Consider the following 20,220-nt stretch of genomic DNA (forward strand, 5'->3'; position numbering starts at 1 on the left):
GACAAAGAACCATCTGTCTCAAGATGGTTCTTTTTAGTTCATTCTGCAAGAAGGTTGGAGAAAAAGTGATCTAGTGGCGCGAAGACAATGAAGGCAACCAGCCTAATATCCTATTACAACAAAAAAACGAATACCAAGGCTGGTTACATCTTCGAGCTTATCCCCGCATCCTCACGCAGCCACTGAAGCACATCTCGCTGGTTATCTGGTGAGACACCGTGATCCGTCGGGTATGTTTTGAATGTGGAGTGAGAAGTCCTGGTCTGGAAATATGCCGCCGTCTCATGGCCGATGCTCACTGGAAATACAGAATCGTATTCGCCGTGGGAAATAAATACGGACACGTCCTCTATGCTTTGCAGCGCGTATTCTGTTTTCACAAAATCAGGTACATAGCCGTTCAACGCTACAATCCCCTTCAACTGATTGCCAAGGGTAAGCGCAAGTGACATCGACAAAATCGCTCCCTGACTGAAGCCGAGGAAATACCGTTTACTAGGATCAACCGGATATTTATCTGTGGCATACTGTACGAACGCCTGAAGCTGTTCAATAGACCGATCAAACTGCTCACGCAGCGGATTACCCAGACTTTTCAGCTCATAATATTGGAATCCTCCACTCATGGGAAGGTCTCCACGAATGCCGATGATAATAAATTCCTCTGACAACGGCCCTACAACTCCGAACATATCCTGCTCATTGGACCCTTTCCCATGCAGTGTAAAAATGGTTGGATACTTACGGTTGGGATCAAGCTGGCTGGGCAGGTGAATATCATAGCTATATAAAGACGACATATTATTTCCCCCTCTTAACAATAAGTTTATTGCATACCTCCACGGATACAGTTCACTACAAACCATTCCTAAACAGGATCATCAAACCTAAAATATTAGTAATATTTATTTTATATTTATAATAGAAATGTACTCTTCAAAAGGAAACATGTCAACCCGTATGAAAACTTTCCAACTGCTCCCTCCACTCAATTTATATTCGTGAACTGATATAATGGAAGAGTTAAGCTACTACCCGATCAACTATTCTCTCTTAGGAGACTAATGCATATGAAACCAACCTATCTTATAGATGATATACAGTGGCAACAGCTTATTCAAAATGTGGCTGACCATTTTAATGACGTGACGATCAAACGAGGTTTCCAGTATTTTAAGCAAGGAAAGGTAAAAGAGTTCGCAATGCCTGATGCCGATCATATTGCAGCTGTCGTGGATGGAAGCGAGCTATACGAGGTGGATCTCCACTTAAGCGCTTTTGCTGCCAGCAGATGTACGTGCCCTGTCCACACCAACTGCAAGCATATGATCGCCGTACTACTGAATTACGCGAATGAACAAGAACGTTCTGTACATGCTTTAGTGAACGCTCATTCGGCGGGATTCACTCGATTGGCGGCAAAAGCTGACACGGGTACTGTACCTCCTTCCCGGTCGAACCTTTCACCGGATCACAAGGAAACAACAAGAAACGCTCTCAGTAAAACTGCAAGCCAAATACCGGACATGCCCATTTCAGAGTGGCATGATCTGTTCGATCAGTGTATCGCACTTAACCATGTGAACACACAAAATTCCCAATATGTCCAAAGCGCTCTAGCCTCGATCTATGCTGTGAAGCCGCCACTTTCACCCGGCATGCAACAGCTATACGGACTGCATGCTCATCTGCGTGTGCTGGAAAAGCTGGTACCTCAGTCTCCCATGCCGGGCTATCCCTCTCATACCTATATGGGGTATTACACGCAAATCGCTGCCGATGAGCTTAAAGAAGCTATCGAGCGTGATTTTGAGAGTCCACTGGAGCTGACCGATGAACCGATGCAAGAAGCCCGTATGGCAGAAACCTTAGCCTATTTACGCCGAAAAATGCTGACAGAATCGCGTAACGGTACTTATTTTTCAGACGCGTATTATCAGTTTTGGCTGCACTGGGTGCACAGGGTGAATCACGAAAGGCAGGACTCCAGCATATATACGGAGGAATTACAGCATTTACAGGCGGCTGAAGAGGAGCTCGGCACAACTTTAGCACGGCTTCCGTGGATGTTGGCTCGCAGCTGGATGCATATTTTCCAATCGCACGATAATGAAACCTGGGCACTGCTTCAGGAGGCGGAACGAGCTTTTCCACTAAAAATTTCTTCCAGTCAATTGCTTTTGTTCTTACAGGCGTTGCGTAAAGCCGAGGATTGGGCACGTCTCAAGGACGGACTGCGACATATCGGCCCCCTGCTTCACAGTCATCGGGATGACCATTTACAAGATTATATACATGATTGGGATCTGGTTTTGCAGCACCTTCCAGAAGCGGAGCAGGACATGTGGGACACGCTGGTGGGTATGCTTCCATTTGCCGGGGGAATGTATGAAGAGGCGCTGCTTGCTCACGAAAAATGGCGGTCATGGATCGACTATCAGCTAAGCATACGCAGTGAACCTTTGAGTTTTCGGGTGAGTGTGTTGCAGCCCATTGAAAAGAACGCGCCTGAGTTACTACTCCCCTTTTACCATCAAGCGGTAGAACGTTATGTGTTGGAAAAAAACAGAGCCAGCTATAAAGCAGCAGTCAAGCTGTTAAAGCGACTGTTCAAGCTGTACAAGAAAATGAAGCAGGAATCACGCTGGGAGCTGTTCTTTACGACCTTCACCAGCCGTCATAGCCGCCTGCGGGCGCTACAGGAGGAATTACGGAAAGGGAAATTGTTATCATGAATCAATATACCGAAACGATTACCGTCCATATCCAATTAACTACCTATGGAGACGCGCTGATCTATGGCGATTCCTCCATGAACTATAGCATTTCCGGCCAAATTCTGAAGCAGCGTTTGTTTGCTTGGCATGAGGCCTCGTTTTATGGCACCGAGCTGGAGATTCAACATGTTCAAGATACGGATATTATCCTGCTACCCTCGGAGCAGGTGATTCCTTTTCTGGCAGAGCGCGAGCTTCTGAAGCATATTGAATGGATCTGGGACGAGGCCAATGCCCCGTGGCTCCGGCTGATCCCTTTACTTGCTCACTGTATTGAGGCGAAAGCATATGTGCCCAGCTTCACAGCGTTCCAGGCGGGGAAGCTGCAATGGAAGTGGGATGCGGAAGCACTGGAAAACATCCAACCGGCAGAGCTTGCTTTGCTCGACCGCTTGGAGAAGGACGAGCAGGAAGGGCTGATAGCGGCGTTCTCGGCTGCCGTATTTCAGCGCTGGTACGGCACCGAAGCGGAAGCCGCCGATTTGCGAAGAGAATATCCGATTCTCTTCGCCCCCAATCGCCCGGCGGCGGGTCTGGACGCGCGGGCCTGGCTCATCGCCATCGGCTGGAAAGCCGATACCGCGCCATTTCGGCCACTTCTGCAACTGCTAGAGCCAGAGCTGGAGGACGACGAGCCGTCCTGGCAGCTCAAGCTTGTGTTGCAGGACAAGCAAGACCCGGCGTTGCTGGTGTCTGTACAGCTCGCCGATGATGGGTACGCATCCGGCTCATGGCCCGATGCCTGGACAGCACATGTCCGTGAGCGCTCTGCCGGGTGGCTAGAACGTTTGACCTCGATTTTGCCCGCCGGGCAGCGTGCCGGAAGCCGCGATGACGTGCTGAATCGCCCGCTCTCCGACGAAGCGGCGTGGCAATTCCTGACGACCGACAGCCAGCGTCTGCTGGAAGGCGGTTGGCAGGTGCTGCTCCCGGCTTGGTGGGAGGCAGCTACCCGCAAGAAGCCAAAGCTGCGGGCCAAGGTACGCCCGGGCGAAGGGGCGGGAGAGCGCACGAAGGGTAGCTCGCTGTTCGGACTGGACTCGATTGTCCAGTTCGATTGGCGTGTTGCCATCGGTGATGCCGATCTCAGCGAGTCGGAATTCGCCGAGCTGGTCGCTCGCAACGAGCGCTTGGTGCGCTTCCGCGGGCAATGGATCGCGCTCGACCCCGCGTTGCTGGCGCAGATCCGCCGGGCCATGGCCGGGATCGACAGTGCTCAGGGATTGTCCTTTCAGGACATCCTGCAGCTACACCTGCTCGGCAACGCCGACGAGCCTGAAGGCGACGCCTCGGGCGAGCAGCCGGAGGATGCGGCACGCTTCCGACTGGAAGTCGAGCTGAATGCCCATCTGCTGAAGCTGATCAGCCAGCTCGGACGGCAGTCGGAATGGCCTGCATTGGACGTGCCGGACGGGCTGCAAGCCGAGCTGCGGACGTATCAGCGGGACGGGTATGCATGGCTTGCCTTTTTACGGCGTTTTGGACTGGGTGCCTGTCTGGCCGATGATATGGGACTCGGTAAAACAGTGCAGTTTATTACTTATTTACTGCACCTACAGGATATTGCCGCCGAGACGGGCGTCCGCTCCAGTTCGCTGCTGATTTGCCCGACTTCGGTGCTGGGCAACTGGCAGAAGGAACTCAGCCGCTTCGCCCCTTCATTGAAGGTGATGCTGCACTATGGAAGCAAGCGGGAGCAGGGAGACTTGTTCCGCGAAGAAGTCGAGCAGGCCGATGTCATCCTGACCTCCTTCGCTACGGCAACCCTGGATCAAGAGCTGCTACAAAGCATGACCTGGGATTCAGTCTGCCTGGATGAAGCGCAGAACATTAAAAATGCGCAAACCAAGCAATCCACAGCCGTGCGCAGCTTTCCTGCACGTCATCGGATTGCGTTGACTGGGACACCTATTGAAAATCGCTTGTCAGAGCTATGGTCCATTTATGATTTTATCAATCCAGGTTATCTGGGCAGCTCACGCGCCTTTAGCAATCGCTTCATTAATGCTATTGAGAAGGAACATAACGAGCAGCGCACGTTAGATTTGCAAAAGCTGGTTCAGCCCTTCATGCTGCGGCGCAAGAAGAAGGACCCTGCTATACAGCTTGATTTGCCTGACAAGAATGAGATGAAAACCTACATTCATCTGACCTCTGAGCAGGGCGCGCTCTATGACCAGATTGTCAAAGAGTTGATGGAACGGATGCAGAAGCTGGAAGGGATTGAGCGGAAAGGAGCCATTTTATCCGCCCTTACCCAGTTGAAGCAGCTTTGTGACCATCCTGCCCTCTTAACCAAGGAGGCGCTCCCAGATAGCGCGGCTTCCGGTTATAGTCAGGCCGATCTTGAAGCGGTCATTAGCCGTTCATCCAAGCTGGAGCGCATTCTGGCTATGGTCAAGGAACTGCGGGAGGAGGGCGAGCGATGCCTTATTTTTACACAGTATATTGGTATGGGGCAAATGCTCCAACGGGTACTCGCTCAGGAGCTGCAAGAGCCCGTGCTCTATCTGAACGGCAGCACATCCAAAACGGCGCGTGACCGAATGATTGATCAATTCCAATCTCACACGCTACCCCCTGCCGAGCAGCCATCCGTGTTTATTTTATCGCTCAAAGCCGGGGGGGTGGGCCTGAATCTGACAGCCGCCAACCACGTCTTTCACTTTGATCGCTGGTGGAACCCAGCTGTTGAAAATCAGGCCACAGACCGCGCCTACCGGATGGGGCAAACGAAGGATGTACAGGTGCACAAATTTATCTCGCTGGGCACGCTTGAGGAACGCATTGATGAAATGCTGGAGAGCAAGCAGCAGCTTAGCGACCAAATCATAACCAGTACCGAGGGCTGGATTACTGAGCTGTCTACAGACGCGTTAAAAGACCTCTTTACGCTACGACGCGATTGGGCATAAGGAGGTCCAAAATCGAACTATAATGTACATGGAATGCCATTTTGAGTTCGATATATACCTATTTTTAAGAAGTCGTAGTTTATAACACAGTCCAAAACTCCTTTGTGTGCATTTACTATCTCATCACAACAAAGGAGTTGATTTGAAGTGGCCATTCGTCCTCCACAAACATTGAAATCTACGGGCAGGAAGGTTCCTGTTACGAGATATCGCAATGTGAGTCCAACACAAACCCTGCGCCGATTTACGGTCATCTGGGCTAACACAAACGGTGTTCCTTTTAACACAACTGGATTTTTTGCTATACTCCGGCGTCTAGATGGAAGCTTTGTGCAAGCTGCAGGCTTCGATGGTTTTGGTACTGCCCGATTCAGCAGAGTCCGTACACCTACGAACCAGGCTTTTATTCTGCGTACCTTTAGAGACGATGGAACGCTATTCCGGGTTAGAACCGTACCTGCTGGCGTGTCCTCGTTTGTCGTTATTGGTTAAGTTCGTACCGAACGCAGCCTTAACGTAGGTAACCAAAAAAGCAGCCAGAAACAGAGCATATCTGTCCTGGCTGCTTTTTTATATGGCCTACCTATTCGGAATCTTCTTCCACTATTGCATTTTTCGTAACGGACGTATTGTACACCGTTTTGAGCCAGCTTTCACTCGACCAGTTCAGCTTGCCTGCACCCGCTCCATCCTTGGCCTGCAATTGAGCAACCAGGTTAGCAGGGTCTTCGGCAGTATAGCTGTATGGCAACGTTGTGAACCCATTCCAAGAGAAGTTCTTGGTCTTCGCAGGATAAGGGGCTAATGGGCTATTCGCTTCTTCGCTGCCTCCTCTGAATACGGTACCGTTGTCGGAGAAGATGACGTCTTCAGCCTTGATTTTTCCTGTGTAGTCATCTTTTTTAGGATCTTTTTGATTATTACGCACTGGAGAAAACACATCAATTAAATAAGACTTTTCTAGCAATACCGCACCGTTTTCTGTTGAAATCGCACCGTTACCCACGACGTCAAAATGGTATCCTTTTGCGGCAATTGCTTTAGCCATGTCAGAAGTGATTCTTTTTTTGGCTCTGGCCAATCCAGCATCGTCCATAACGATGTTATATGCATGAGCATTACCAGCACGCAGACGAGGCATACGATCCTGAATATCCAGGTAGTAATTATGATGCAGCGTTACCTCCAGGTCTGCATTGTCGGAAGCCATTTCCGTAGCACCAATCAGATGAGCCTTCTTTTGTCCTGCTGCAATATCAATGATATCTTCTTTACTCATGCCTACTGCACTGCTTCTCAGATAAGCGTACATAGGATAGGAAGACTTGTCTGCTTCCATCGCGTTGACTTGTTGGGTTACCCAGCTGTTGGAGCTGCGGTCATCTCCTTTGAACAAAGACCAAGAAATCGTAACTCCGTTACTACCTTTTTTCACATCTACCAGACCATCATAGGCTTTGTTAAATGTGCAATGGTCGATCCATACCTTGGAACTTGTACCTTCGATGGTAACATAATCCCAGTCATTCTTATCATAGTTCCCTTTGGTTGCTTCATCCCACTCCCAAAGTTCATCAAATTCGAGGTTACGGAAAATCAAATTGGAGCTTCTTTTGATAACAAAGCCGGCATGTTTGATTTTCGCACCATTGGCAGAGAAAATCGTAACCCCATTCATATTTTCGATATAGACTTTGCTCACACCTGTCTTTTTCAGAACAGGATGCGTCTGTACAGGGTTGTTGGCACTAAAAGGCATTACTTTGGCAGCACTAGGAATTTCATTCCAACCGAGATCAAGATCATTCATAATCTCAATCACTTTGACTTTGCTGCCTTTCTTCAGTGCTTCGTTGAGATCTACAGCGTTGTAAACCTTTTTGTAGTTGGCATCTGTATCCGCAATGTTGCCACCACCTGTATTACCATACGAAAAGCCAGTCAAATTATAGTTATTTTTGGAGGTTGCGTTATGATCCACTCCAGGAGTCGGTTTCTCTGTACCTGGTGTCGGATTCACAGGCGGTGTTCCTGGTTCTCCCTCAGAAGAAGCACCGGATACAATCACATTATCGAATTGGGCAGCTGTTTTAGAAGTTACCAAACCAATGGCTCCAGCAGTGAGGCTGGTGTCTGTTGCGGACAGCTCCAGTTGATCATTGACATACATTTTGATTTCCGAACCGGATAGTTCCAGCTTGACTCTGTACCATGTATTCGTGTCCAGTTTGTATTTTTTATTGGTAGCCAGTGTCTTCATAGAGCCTTTGACTTTTTTTCGAATCTCAAGAGCTCCGTCTTTCTTGTTGTACAACGATGCTGCATAGAAGTTGTTGGAATCTGTGTATCTACCTGCAACGTAGACTCGATTAGAGCCATTAAAATCATTTACATATACATCTGCTTGCACGCTATAGTTCGTCCATGAGGCATTACCTTTGACGGAATGGCTTTCGCTTTGACTAGATTGTTGGTATGTAGAACCATTCCCATCCTTGACCACAGACCAGTTCCCCGAACCTGCGGTCCAGCCTTGAGCTTCTCCTTGCTCAAAATCGTCACTTATCTGTAAATTCCCATCTGCATGTGCATGACCTAGCAACGGTAATGATAAAGACAGTACCAACGTACTGCTTAACATTACACTTGCACATTTTTTTAACAAACTCGACTTCATATAACAATCCCCTTCTTGATTAGATTCATGAATACTAAAGCAAAGGTTGCACCGTTCATCAGACATGACATGTCCAAACGGTATATAACGTACTGTTGAAGGGAATAATATCCCAACACCAATGAGGGGCCCCAAGCGCTATACTCCAATAATTATAGGCTTTTAAATAAATATTAAAATATGTCTAATTACTTATCTTTTGTCTTAATTTTTCTATTAATTTTGCATCCTGTTTCGTGAACACGCCAAATGCTGTTTCATAAAATCACAAAAAACGATATTTTTTTATTTTTGTATAAGACATACAGTTGTCATATTGAGAATGGTACATATAAAGGAGTGAGTATCATCCATATCATTTAAAGGAGCGATTAGATGTCCAGCTACGACTACGCTTCCAAATTGGAGTTAAAAGAAGCCATTCATGCCTCCTACTTACGATTTGACAGTGAATTCCAGGAGATCGACGAGAGCCAAAAGGATATTCGTATCCCCGAAGTAGATAAAACACCTGCAGAAATGATCGCCTACCAGCTCGGATGGCTTCATCTTGTCATGACATGGGACAGGGACGAACGGGAAGGAAAAACTGTCATCATGCCCGCTCCCAATTATAAATGGAATAGACTAGGCGAACTATATCAATCATTTTACAAGACCTATTCCCACCAATCTTTACGTGAATTACGTGATATGTTCAAGTTGACTGAGCAAAAGTGGCTGGATTGGATCGACACACTTAGCCATGAAGAGCTCTTCACTCAAGGCGTTCACAACTGGACGGGTACTAACCCGAACTGGCCCATGGCAAGATGGATTCACATCAACTCGGTGGCACCGTTTAAAACATTCAGAGCCAAGATACGGAAATGGAAGAAATACAAAGTCCAACAGTGATGAAAAAAAGTGTGCATTGTGCTACAATACTTGAGTTGTATCGGGATACATTTAGGGAAGGGTAAGTGAAACGCCATGCTTATTATTGGTATTGCCGGCGGTACAGGTTCCGGTAAATCGACGGTAGCACGCGCCGTCGTTGAGCGTCTGGGATCTAATAAAGTGACTTTCATATCTCAGGATAACTATTATAAAGACCATTCACATCTGAGTTATGATGAACGTGCTTTGGTCAATTATGATCATCCGTTTGCCTTTGACAACGAATTGCTTATTGAGCATCTCCAATGTCTGAAAAAAGGACAAGCGACACAAGCGCCAGTGTATGACTTTACGGTTCATGCACGCTCCACGGACGAGACGGTAGAGCTTCTGCCAAATCACATCGTTATGTTGGAGGGTCTGCATGTGCTGTCAGACGAAAAGCTCCGCAGCCTGCTTGACATCAAAGTATTTGTGGATACTGACCCTGATGTGCGCATTCTCCGTCGGGTTCTTCGCGATATTGAGGAACGCGGCCGCACCATCCATTCGATCCACGATCACTATTTGACTACGGTTAAGCCGATGCATGAGGCATTTATTGAGCCTTCCAAGAAATACGCTGACCTGATCCTTCCTGAGGGAGGACACAATGAGGTTGGTATTCAACTGCTGTCTATTTTGACTGAAAAATATTTGGCAGGAGATCGGACATGGGGTACTGTATAAGGTAATCCTGGTCGTTTAGGCTGTCGAGATTTTCTCGGCTGCCTTTTTTGTTGTTTTATATGCCATTTGGACTAAATTATTTTGGAATCCCCGTGTGGTTTATGTTAGCATGTAAAGATTAAATGCTTTAGATTTAAGCCAAGTTGGAAGCGTTGTCAAATATGTGCCTCAGATGATATGACGTCCACGTGATGGGGGTCTTTTTTGAATCAGGATTTTTGCAAAATCCTCGAATAGGTATAATTACGGAGAGTGCTGCCATGAATGAGCTATGCAACATTTTGATTGTCGATGATGAGATATTGGTACGGCAAGGGATTAAACACCATTTATCGTGGGAACAGTATGGATTTCGAATTGTAGGTGAGGCTTCTAACGGGAAAGAAGCATTGGAGCTGATTGAAACCTTGCGCCCTCATATTGTCATTACAGATATCGTAATGCCAATCATGGATGGCGAGGAGCTGACGCGCATAGTCAGACAGAACTATCCAGATATCGAAGTCATCGTGCTTAGCAGTTACGGTGAATTTAATTACGTGCGATCCACCTTTCAACAAGGGGTTGCTGACTATATTTTAAAGCCCAAGCTGGACACGGATGAGCTACTCCAAGTGCTCCAGAGAACCGCTCGCAAAATTCCATCCATTCAATATCAGGCAGATGCTAATAATAGTCAAATTACAATAGATCATGTGATCGAAAAGCTGATCTCCGGGTATAGCATGGACTATGACGCTGAGTTGCTGAACCAAGCATTTCCTTATAGCCGTTTTGCGCTCATAGGCGTGGAGCAGTCAGCACCGCAGAATAAAGGACGCTCTATCTCTGCCTCGGACCTATTTTCCAAGCTATCAGATCAAGTGTCCTCTGCCTGTAAGCACATCGTACTGCGACAACTGCCGTCCGATGTCTATGCGGCTGTGTTTTTAGCCAATCTTGATCCACGTGAAGTAGACTCCTGGATGGCTGCGGTTAGGGAAGTTGCTCAGGAGACAAAGCGAGTCGATCCACAGACAGGCTGGGCAGTCAGCCATTTATTTGATGACTTCAATCAGATTAGTGACGTCTATCAGGATGAACTGCCAAAACTGCTGAGTTACCGCTTTTATTTCCCAGGAACAGCGCTGCTAATAGAAGACGAACTCCCTCCGCCTATACAGGTGAACAGCTCGTTCAACTTAAAACAGTTTACAGAAGAGATGAAGCGTGAGCATTTTGATACAGCTTTTCAGGATTTGAGATCCTATGTAGCCGCCATGTCCGGCAACTATACCTCTACCGCTTTTGAATTCAAATCGCTTCTCGGAAATATCGTGTTTAACATTACGATTTTGCTCGGGAATCAGGGGTATGATATGAAGGAGCTGGATGCGGCGAAATATTCCTATTTCAAAACAATTAATGATGCCCCTCATGTACATGAAGCCGTGCGCCTTCTGGAGACTTTTTTGGAGGAAGCGAACAGACAGATCATGGCTAAAACGCAGCAAGGAAGTAGCGCAAGCATGAAAAAACTGCTGGAGTATATTGAGGAGCATCATGCTGAAACGCTCAATTTGACGACACTTGGGCAATATTTTCATTTTAACCCTTCCTACTTGTCCAGTTATTTTACAGCACACCATACAGAGGGTTTTAGCGAGTATCTAAACAAAATTCGGGTCGAAAAAGCCGCGGAGTTACTACGGTCGGGGACGATGTCCATTTCGGATATTAGCAGCACGGTAGGCTATTCGGACCCCAGCTATTTTACCAAAGTGTTCAAAAAAGTGAAGGGCTACTCGCCCAGTCAGTACCGCCGGGAGCATCTCCATTAGGGAGTAAGCCACATCTGCCAGCAGAAAAGAGATTGAATATGAAAAGATACATCCATAAGATCAAATATCAAGGTCTGTTCTTCAAAATCTTTATTGTTATGGTGGTCAGCATCACTGCGGTGTCCTTGCTGACCTCTTTGGTGACGATTCGGATGTCTGAACGACTTTTTGCTGAGACATTCAGTATTACAAATGCCAAGGTACTCAGCCAGATTCAATCCAGCTTTGAATCCTTCAATGATTCTATCGTGAATGCCGTAACCCATGCTTCGGAAAATGGAACGGTCAAGAACTATCTGACTGGCGGTCAATCTGACTCGATTAACTCGGCAAGGATTTACTTCGGAATGGCACAGCAAATGAAGCAAATTAAATCGAATGTCGATGCCTATGATGTCGGTGTCGCTGTGACAGGTCTGAACGGCCGGAGCTTTTACTCCGACTCGTCCTATTGGCCTGTAACTGCGGAAGAGCTTAAAAGCAATGCTATTACAGCCCGAAGTGTAGCACGACCGGCACAGCTTATGTATCAATTGGATACTGAATTATTTCAGCAACAAATGAATAATACCGCGCAAAAGCCAACACCCTATATTATCGCCTCCAAACCATTTATGGAGCGGACCAGCGGCACCCTGTACGGCATGATCTACATCGCTATCCGGGAACCTGAATTTCGCCGTTTCTACAACAATTTCACAAGCAATGGCAATGATGTGCTTATTTTGGACAAGTCGGGACTGATTGTATCGAGCAACCGCCAGGACCTGATCGGACAACGCTCCAGTGAGCTGCTAGGCTATGCCACAAAAATCAATGAACAGGGGCTTAACTACATTAATGCGGATGTGATGAATAAGGAAAGTATCCTCCTTTCCAACTATATCCCTTCATTTGATTTTTATCTGGTGAACATGATCGACAGACAAGCTGCGATTGGACAAATTATTGACGTTAAATCTGTTGTATGGATCTGCATTGCCATCGTACTGATTGCTTTGGTGATCGTTTTTCTGATATCCCGTCGACTGATTCGTTCCTTGACTCGACTGGTGAAGCAAATGTCGACCATACGCGAGAAAAATTTTGATAATTATATCCCGGTAACGGGCAGCTATGAGGTTAGACAATTAAGTCATGCTTACAACTACATGCTGGATGAACTAAATGACTATATCCGTAAGCTTTTAGAGACGCAAAAGGGTCAACGGAACGCAGAGCTTGCTGCACTACAACGGCAGATCAATCCGCATTTTCTGTACAATACACTGGCTTCGATCAAAATGCTGGTGCTCAAAGGAAATAAGGAAACAGCCGCCGAGACGATCAATGCACTCATTTCCTTACTGCAAAATACAATCAGCAATGTGAGTGAAACGATCACCATTGAGCAGGAAATGGCCAACATGCAAAATTATGTGTTCATTAACCATGTGCGCTACGGGCAGCGGGTACAAGTGAATTATTTTGTATCACCCGATTGTCTGGAGTACCATGTGCCCAAGCTCATCATTCAGCCTTTTATCGAAAACTCTTTTTTCCATGCGTTTAATGAAAAAAACGTAGGGCACATCTATATATTGGTGTCCAAAACGGAGGATACATTGATCTGTGAGGTGGTCGATGATGGAGACGGTATGGATTTGGACGGGCATACGGCGCAGGACGGACTTCCGAATCCCAAGAGCAAGCGCCAACTGTTCACAGGCATCGGCATCCAGAATGTGCACAACCGCATTACCCTTTTATATGGAGAAGAATACGGCGTGACCATCTCCAGTAAAAAGGGCGAGGGCACCAAAGTAAGAATGACACTGCCATTGATTTTGAAATCAAACGACAACGACTCCACTAAATAAATCTATACACTGAGCTTCAACCTAAAAAAAGTACCTAAACCAAAACAAAATACAAATGTAAGCGGTACCTTTTTTGATAAATCATAATAATAAGACCAATCCGTATAAAGATATTCCTAACACCGACAAAGTATGGATGGTACACTAGATTTATAAATAAGGTAACCGCTTTCATTTAAGAGGTTTAGAACTAGCAAGCAACATATAAAAAAAGAGTAGGGGTTGAACAAAATGAAAAAAATGACTTTCCTTCTGCTGATTGCAAGCTTGATCTTGCTATCCGCATGCTCCAGCAATTCCGAGAAAGCAGCGACTACCACAGATTCAGGCAAAAAAGAAATCACCGTCTGGGCTTGGGACCCGAACTTTAATATCGCAGCCCTGAAGCTGGCAAAAGATCGCTACGTTGCCAAACATCCAGATGTAACCGTAAACATTGTTGAATATGCTCAAAACGATATCGTACAAAAAATGAATGCCGGTCTTAACTCCGGTTCTACCAAAGGACTGCCGAACGTGGTTCTGATCGAGGATTATCGGGCACAGAACTTCCTGCAAGCCTATCCCGATTCTTTCCATGATATGAGCAGCACGATCAAAGCAACCGACTTCGCTGATTATAAAATCGGACCGACTAGCTACAACGGCAAACAGTATGGTGTTCCATTCGACTCCGGTGTTATGGGACTGTATGTAAGAACGGACTATCTGGAACAAGCCGGCTACAAAGTAGCGGACCTGACTAATATTGATTGGGACAAATTTATTGAAATTGGTAAAGCCGTAAAACAAAAAACAGGCAAAGAAATGCTGACTCAAGATCCAAATGACCTCGGTCTGATCCGTGGTATGATCCAAACTGCAGGTTCATGGTACCTGAAAGAAGACGGTAAAACACCAAACCTGGCTGGTAATCCAGCTCTGAAAGAAGCGCTCTTGACGTACAAATCCTTGTTCGACGCTAACATTGTTAAAATGAATGCCGACTGGAGTCAGTTCCTGGCCGCATTCAACAGCGGTGCAGTTGCTTCCGTACCTACAGGTAACTGGATTACACCTTCGATCAAAGCAGAAGCTTCGCAATCGGGTAAATGGGCCGTTGTTCCTTTCCCTAAGCTGAAAAATATACCTGAATCCGTGAATGCTTCCAGCCTCGGCGGCAGCTCCTGGTATGTCCTTAACTCGGACGGTCAAGATACCGCTGCTGATTTCCTGAAAGAGACATTCGGAACAGATCAAGAGCTGTATCAAGATATGCTGAGCAAAATTGGAATTGTCGGTTCATTGAACGCAGCTTCCAGCGGTAAAGCTTATGACGTGGAAGATCCGTACTTCGGAGGCGACAAAGTATATAAGAAATTTGCAGAATGGACTAAGCAAGTTCCAAAAGTCAATTATGGCCTGCACACGTATGCCATTGAGGATATCATGACCGTTGAAATTCAAAACTATCTGAACGGAAAAGATGTAGACGCAGTTCTGAAAGATGCTCAAGGACAGGCGGAAGCACAGCTTAAATAAGACAGTCCATCTAGCCAAGGCTAAACAATAAAACGATAAGCACTTAAAACCTTGGGCTTGCGAGTTCAAGGTTTTATTGCTGCACAGGGAGTTGACATGGTATGAAGACAGCCGCGCCCAAAATAACTACAACACGTCTCAAAGCAGGTATGACAGGATGGTTGTTCATATCCATCGCAGTGATCATGATCGCCGCTTTTTATTTCTATCCGATGATTCAGGCGCTTATCTTGTCCTTTAAGACAGGTACAGGGTCTAATCTGAGCTTTAACGGCATTGATAACTACAAGCGACTCTTCACCGATAAAATGTTTATAACCGCCGTGAAGAATACGTTTATCTATTTAATTTTCCAGGTACCTTTGATGGTCATTCTGGCTCTGTTCATTTCGGTATTGTTGAATGATAAAAACCTGAAATTCAAGGGCTTTTTCCGCACAGCTATCTTCTTGCCGTGTATCACATCCCTTGTAGCATATTCGGTTGTCTTCAAGTACTTGTTCTCGTCCGACGGTCTGGTAAACTCCTTATTGCTGAATCTGCACGTGATTGGCACGCCCATCCAATGGATTACAGATCCTTTCTGGGCCAAGGTTACGATTATTATCGCGATCACATGGCGCTGGACTGGTTATAATATGATCTTTTACCTATCCGGTCTTCAGAACATTGACAGTTCCATCTACGAAGCGGCCCGTATTGACGGAGCTTCCCCTATCCGACAGTTTTTCAGCATTACAGTTCCACTGCTTAAGCCGATTATCCTGTTCACTTCGATTACATCAACGATTGGTACACTCCAACTCTTCGATGAAATTATGAATATTACCAAGGGTGGGCCAGGGAACGCGACATCTTCAATTTCGCAATATATTTACAATCTGTCCTTCAAATATTCATCCGACTTTGGTTATGCGGCGACCGTATCTTATTCCATCGTCATTATGATCATTATCTTGTCAATTATCCAGTTCAAAGTGGCAGGTGAGAAAAAATGATGAAAACAAAAAGAGCATTTACGTACGCCTTTCTGATCCTTGTGTCGTTCGTTTCGATTTTCCCGTTCCTCTGGATGCTATCCAGCTCCACGAACCTGTCGGTCGATGTGACCAAAGGCAAGCTTCTGCCTGGCTCCCATCTGATGGATAACATGCACAATTTGCTTGAGAAAGTAGACATCGTTACCGCACTAAGTAACTCTGCAAAAGTCTCCATCTCAACTACGCTGCTGGCTATGCTAATCGCATCACTGGCCGGTTATGGCTTTGAAATTTACAGAAGTAAAGCGAAAGACGTTGTCTTCAATATCCTGCTGATGTCTATGATGATTCCGTTTGCGGCGATCATGATCCCGCTCTACCGGATGTTCGGCGGTATTTCTAATGTCATACCGTGGATCGGTATTGATACACTCTCTTCTGTCGTCATTCCGACCGTAACTACGGCGTTCCTGATCTTCTTTTTCCGTCAAAGCACCAAGATGTTTCCAAAGGATCTACTGGAAGCAGGTCGTATGGATGGATTATCCGAGCTGGGTCTGTTCTTCCGGGTGTATATGCCTACGATGAAAACAACCTATGCCGCTGCCGCAATCATCACATTCATGTCCAGCTGGAACAACTACCTCTGGCCTCTGATTGTGTTGCAAACGCCGGAGAATCAAACGATTCCGCTGTTGATCTCGAACCTTGGCTCCAGCTATGCACCGGATTACGGTGTCATCATGATCGCCATTGTCCTGTCCACACTGCCGACTGCACTGGTATTCTTCCTGATGCAGAAACACTTTGTAGCGGGCATGGTGGGTTCGGTTAAATAACAGACTTCTGTGTACGATCTTCATTTCATTTTAAAAATAAGGAGTGTTCGCCTTGACCATCCATACCCCTAGTCTGGACTGGCTGACCGACGTAACCAAATTTGCTGTACATCGGCTGCCCGCCTATTCCGATCACAAATATTACGCTACGCTTCAAGAAGCGGAGCAGCATGCTGATATGGCTTGGCGTCATAGCCTGAATGGGAGCTGGAAGTTTAACTATGCAACGAATCCAGCCAGCCGTCCGGTAGAGTTCTATGCGCCCGGCTTTGAGTATGGCGGCTGGAGCGATATTCAAGTGCCGGGTCACATTCAGACGCAAGGCTTTGGCCAAATGCAGTACGTGAATACGATGTATCCATGGGACGGACATTCGGACGTTCGTCCACCCCATATTCCGGAGGACCACAACCCGGTCGGGAGCTATATCAAAAGCTTTGTTTTGCCGGAAAATATGGCTTCGGGCGCGCAGCCTGTGTTCATTTCTTTCCAAGGCGTCGAGTCGGCTTTCTATGTATGGCTGAACGGACAATTTGTCGGTTACAGCGAGGACAGCTTTACACCGTCTGATTTTGAACTGACACCGTTCCTGCAAGCAGGCGAAAACAAGCTGGCAGTGGAGGTATATCAAAGAAGTACGGGAGCGTGGCTGGAGGATCAGGACTTTTGGCGTTTTTCCGGTATTTTCAGAGACGTATATCTCTATACCATCCCTACGGTTCACGTACGTGACCTGCATGCCAAGGCGGATCTGGATGCTTCCTACACGCAGGGTCTTCTGGAGCTGAAATTGACCTTGGAAAAGCCGGCAACGGCCTATGCAACTGTCGATGTGAAAGATGCTGCCGGCCATGTTGTAGCTTCTTTGAAAGCTGACTTTACTGATGGCAAAGCTTCGCTGTCAGCAGCCTTGGAGCAAGTGCAGCGTTGGAGTGCCGAGAAACCTTATTTGTACACGTTGTTCATTCAAATTTATGATGCCAGTGGATCGCTCGTGGAAGTCATTCCACAAAAAATTGGCTTCCGTAAATTTGAGCTGATCAACAAGGTCATGCATTTGAATGGCAAACGCATCGTCTTTAAAGGTGTGAACCGCCATGAATTTAACGCTCGCACCGGACGTGCGATTTCCCGTGAAGATATGCTGTGGGATATCCGGACGCTCAAGCAGAACAATATGAACGCTGTTCGCACCTCTCATTATCCAAATCAGACTCTGTGGTATGAGCTATGCGATGAGTACGGGGTCTATGTAATTGATGAAATGAACTTGGAAACACACGGTTCCTGGCAAAAACTCGGCGCCGTCGAGCCATCGTGGAATATTCCCGCCAATCTGCCTGAGTGGCAGGATATCGTCATGGATCGCGCCATTTCCATGCTGGAACGGGACAAAAACCATGCGTCCATTCTGATTTGGTCCTGCGGCAATGAGTCATATGCAGGTGAAGTGCTGCGCAATGTAGCCAACTATTTCCGAGCCACCGACCCGAGCCGTTTGGTACACTACGAAGGCGTGTTTCACAACCGTACGTACGATGATACCAGCGATATGGAGAGCCGGATGTACGCCAAACCCGCAGATATCGAGCAATATCTAAACGACAATCCGCAAAAGCCGTATATCAGTTGCGAATACATGCATGCGATGGGTAATTCCGTAGGCGGCATGCACAAGTATACCGAGCTGGAGAACAAATACGAGCTGTACCAGGGCGGTTTTATATGGGATTATATTGATCAGGCTGTTATGAAAAAAGATCGCTACGGACGCGAGTACCTCGCGATCGGCGGCGACTTTGACGACCGTGCCACAGACTATGGCTTCTGTACGGACGGAATTGTCTATGCGGACCGGAAGGTTTCGCCGAAGATGCAGGAGGTCAAATTCCTGTATCAAAATCTGAAGCTCACCCCGGATCGCAGCGGTGTAACCCTGCGCAATGAAAACCTGTTCGAGGGAACGGGCGACTATGAGCTAGTATACAGTCTACTGCATGAAGGCCAAGAAATCGTACGTAATGCCATTCATGTAGATGTGGCGGCTCAGACCGAAGCCTATATTCCACTGACGTTCCCCATTACGGACGGAAAGCCCGGTGAGTACGTCATTCACACCGCTCTAGTTTTGAAAGAATCCACGCTCTGGGCTGAGGCTGGGCATGAAGTGGCCTTCGGACAGCATATTTTCATCGTGGAAGATCCAAATCCGCTAAAGATCCCTACGGGCGGTGTCTTACGAGTGGTTCATGGTGATGTTAACATTGGCGTTCACGGTGCAGATTTCAGTATGATGTTCTCCAAAGGAGCAGGCAGCCTGACTTCACTTCGCTACGCCGGACGTGAGATGATCGCCATGCCTCCTGCCCCATTGTTCTGGCGGGCGACCACAGACAATGATCGGGGAACTGCTCTGGGCTTCGAAGCCGGTGGCTGGTTCGCTGCAAGCCTGACGCGTAAATGTGTAGGCATCGAGGTCACGGAAGAGCAGACAGACCGTGTGACCATTACGTTCCGCTACACCCTAAGCATTCATGCCGACGTACAGGTAACGGTAGCCTACACCGTCTTGGCGGATGGCAGTCTGAACGTAAAATCGACTTATGAAGGCGTCTCAGGACTGCCTAATCTGCCGATCTTTGCCCTTTCGTTCAAGGTTCCGGCAGACTACCGCCATCTGGACTGGTACGCGATGGGACCGGAAGAGAATTACATCGACCGTGCCTTTGGCGCGAGACTAGGCGTATTCCGTAACGAAGCTGCGGATAACGTATCCGGGTATGTCGTACCGCAGGAATCCGGTAACCGTACAGGCGTGCGCCGTGTCGATATTACCGACGATTCTCAACGCGGTATTCGCATTACTGCTCCTGCCACCGCACCTGTGGAATGCAATATTTCGCCGTTTACAGCGTTTGAGCTGGAAAGTGCCTACCATCTGTATGAGCTACCAAACGTGTATTACACCGTTGTCACCATAGCCGGTAAACAAATGGGCGTAGGCGGCGACGATAGCTGGGGAGCTCCGGTACATGAAGAATACCAAATTACAGCCGATCAAAAGCTGGAATTCGAATTTACCGTGCAACGAGTATAAATAAGCACGCTCACTGTATAGACAAGTAGGTATAACAAAAGCCCTTCCGCTGCTTCCCTCATGAGAAGCTAAAGCTGGAAGGGCTTTTGTATTTACGTATCTGCAGAATAGGCAGCGATGGCCATAT

13 protein-coding genes are annotated in these 20,220 nt (G+C 47.1%); 11 read left to right on the forward strand and 2 right to left on the reverse strand.

All coding sequences use genetic code 11. The features are described 5' to 3' along the window. Positions 1 to 143: 143 nt before the first annotated feature. Positions 144 to 800, reverse strand: coding sequence for an alpha/beta hydrolase (locus tag BM358_RS21875; RefSeq protein ID WP_028541909.1), 657 nt, complete (start codon positions 798 to 800; stop codon positions 144 to 146). A gap of 270 nt (positions 801 to 1,070) precedes the next feature. Here BM358_RS21875 and BM358_RS21880 point away from each other — a divergent pair, with 270 nt between their 5' ends. The 3 genes from BM358_RS21880 to BM358_RS21890 all read left to right on the forward strand — a co-directional run bounded on the left by BM358_RS21880 (position 1,071) and on the right by BM358_RS21890 (position 6,184). After that, complete coding sequence (locus BM358_RS21880) at positions 1,071 to 2,735, forward strand: SWIM zinc finger family protein (RefSeq protein ID WP_028541908.1); 1,665 nt, start codon at positions 1,071 to 1,073, stop codon at positions 2,733 to 2,735. Next, positions 2,732 to 5,692: a DEAD/DEAH box helicase gene (locus BM358_RS21885; protein ID WP_028541907.1), complete on the forward strand. Its 2,961-nt coding sequence runs from the start codon at positions 2,732 to 2,734 to the stop codon at positions 5,690 to 5,692. Before BM358_RS21880 ends, BM358_RS21885 begins: the two co-directional genes overlap by 4 nt. Positions 5,693 to 5,839: 147 nt before the next feature. After that, positions 5,840 to 6,184 (forward strand): hypothetical protein, encoded by a 345-nt coding sequence (locus BM358_RS21890; protein ID WP_023986544.1) that lies wholly within the window; start codon positions 5,840 to 5,842, stop codon positions 6,182 to 6,184. A gap of 91 nt (positions 6,185 to 6,275) precedes the next feature. Here the strand turns inward: BM358_RS21890 and BM358_RS21895 are convergent, their stop codons facing one another. Beyond that, positions 6,276 to 8,369: a pectate lyase family protein gene (locus BM358_RS21895; protein ID WP_028541906.1), complete on the reverse strand. Its 2,094-nt coding sequence runs from the start codon at positions 8,367 to 8,369 to the stop codon at positions 6,276 to 6,278. A gap of 375 nt (positions 8,370 to 8,744) precedes the next feature. On the opposite strand from BM358_RS21895, the gene BM358_RS21900 reads away from it, so the two are divergent. From BM358_RS21900 to BM358_RS21935, 8 genes are all read left to right on the forward strand, one after another. Continuing rightward, positions 8,745 to 9,266, forward strand: coding sequence for a ClbS/DfsB family four-helix bundle protein (locus BM358_RS21900; protein WP_028541905.1), 522 nt, complete (start codon positions 8,745 to 8,747; stop codon positions 9,264 to 9,266). A gap of 75 nt (positions 9,267 to 9,341) precedes the next feature. Beyond that, positions 9,342 to 9,977, forward strand: coding sequence for a uridine kinase (gene udk, locus BM358_RS21905; protein WP_013308305.1), 636 nt, complete (start codon positions 9,342 to 9,344; stop codon positions 9,975 to 9,977). Between the two features lie 260 nt (positions 9,978 to 10,237). Continuing rightward, positions 10,238 to 11,797: a response regulator transcription factor gene (locus BM358_RS21910; protein ID WP_028541904.1), complete on the forward strand. Its 1,560-nt coding sequence runs from the start codon at positions 10,238 to 10,240 to the stop codon at positions 11,795 to 11,797. A gap of 38 nt (positions 11,798 to 11,835) precedes the next feature. Next, positions 11,836 to 13,656: a cache domain-containing sensor histidine kinase gene (locus BM358_RS21915; protein ID WP_028541903.1), complete on the forward strand. Its 1,821-nt coding sequence runs from the start codon at positions 11,836 to 11,838 to the stop codon at positions 13,654 to 13,656. Between the two features lie 231 nt (positions 13,657 to 13,887). After that, complete coding sequence (locus tag BM358_RS21920; RefSeq protein WP_023986539.1) at positions 13,888 to 15,177, forward strand: ABC transporter substrate-binding protein; 1,290 nt, start codon at positions 13,888 to 13,890, stop codon at positions 15,175 to 15,177. Positions 15,178 to 15,278: 101 nt separating this feature from the next. Continuing rightward, the gene (locus BM358_RS21925) at positions 15,279 to 16,175 is read left to right on the forward strand and encodes a carbohydrate ABC transporter permease (RefSeq protein ID WP_013308301.1); all 897 of its coding nucleotides are present in this window, start codon (positions 15,279 to 15,281) and stop codon (positions 16,173 to 16,175) included. Continuing rightward, positions 16,172 to 16,996, forward strand: coding sequence for a carbohydrate ABC transporter permease (locus BM358_RS21930; protein WP_028541902.1), 825 nt, complete (start codon positions 16,172 to 16,174; stop codon positions 16,994 to 16,996). The genes BM358_RS21925 and BM358_RS21930 overlap by 4 nt, the downstream gene beginning before the upstream one ends. Positions 16,997 to 17,048: 52 nt before the next feature. Beyond that, positions 17,049 to 20,093, forward strand: a complete 3,045-nt coding sequence (locus BM358_RS21935) for a beta-galactosidase, LacZ type (protein WP_028541901.1) — start codon at positions 17,049 to 17,051, stop codon at positions 20,091 to 20,093. Positions 20,094 to 20,220 lie beyond the last annotated feature (127 nt).

The sequence above is a fragment of the Paenibacillus sp. cl130 genome, from assembly GCF_900116035.1.
Classification (GTDB): Bacteria; Bacillota; Bacilli; order Paenibacillales; family Paenibacillaceae; genus Paenibacillus; species Paenibacillus polymyxa_B.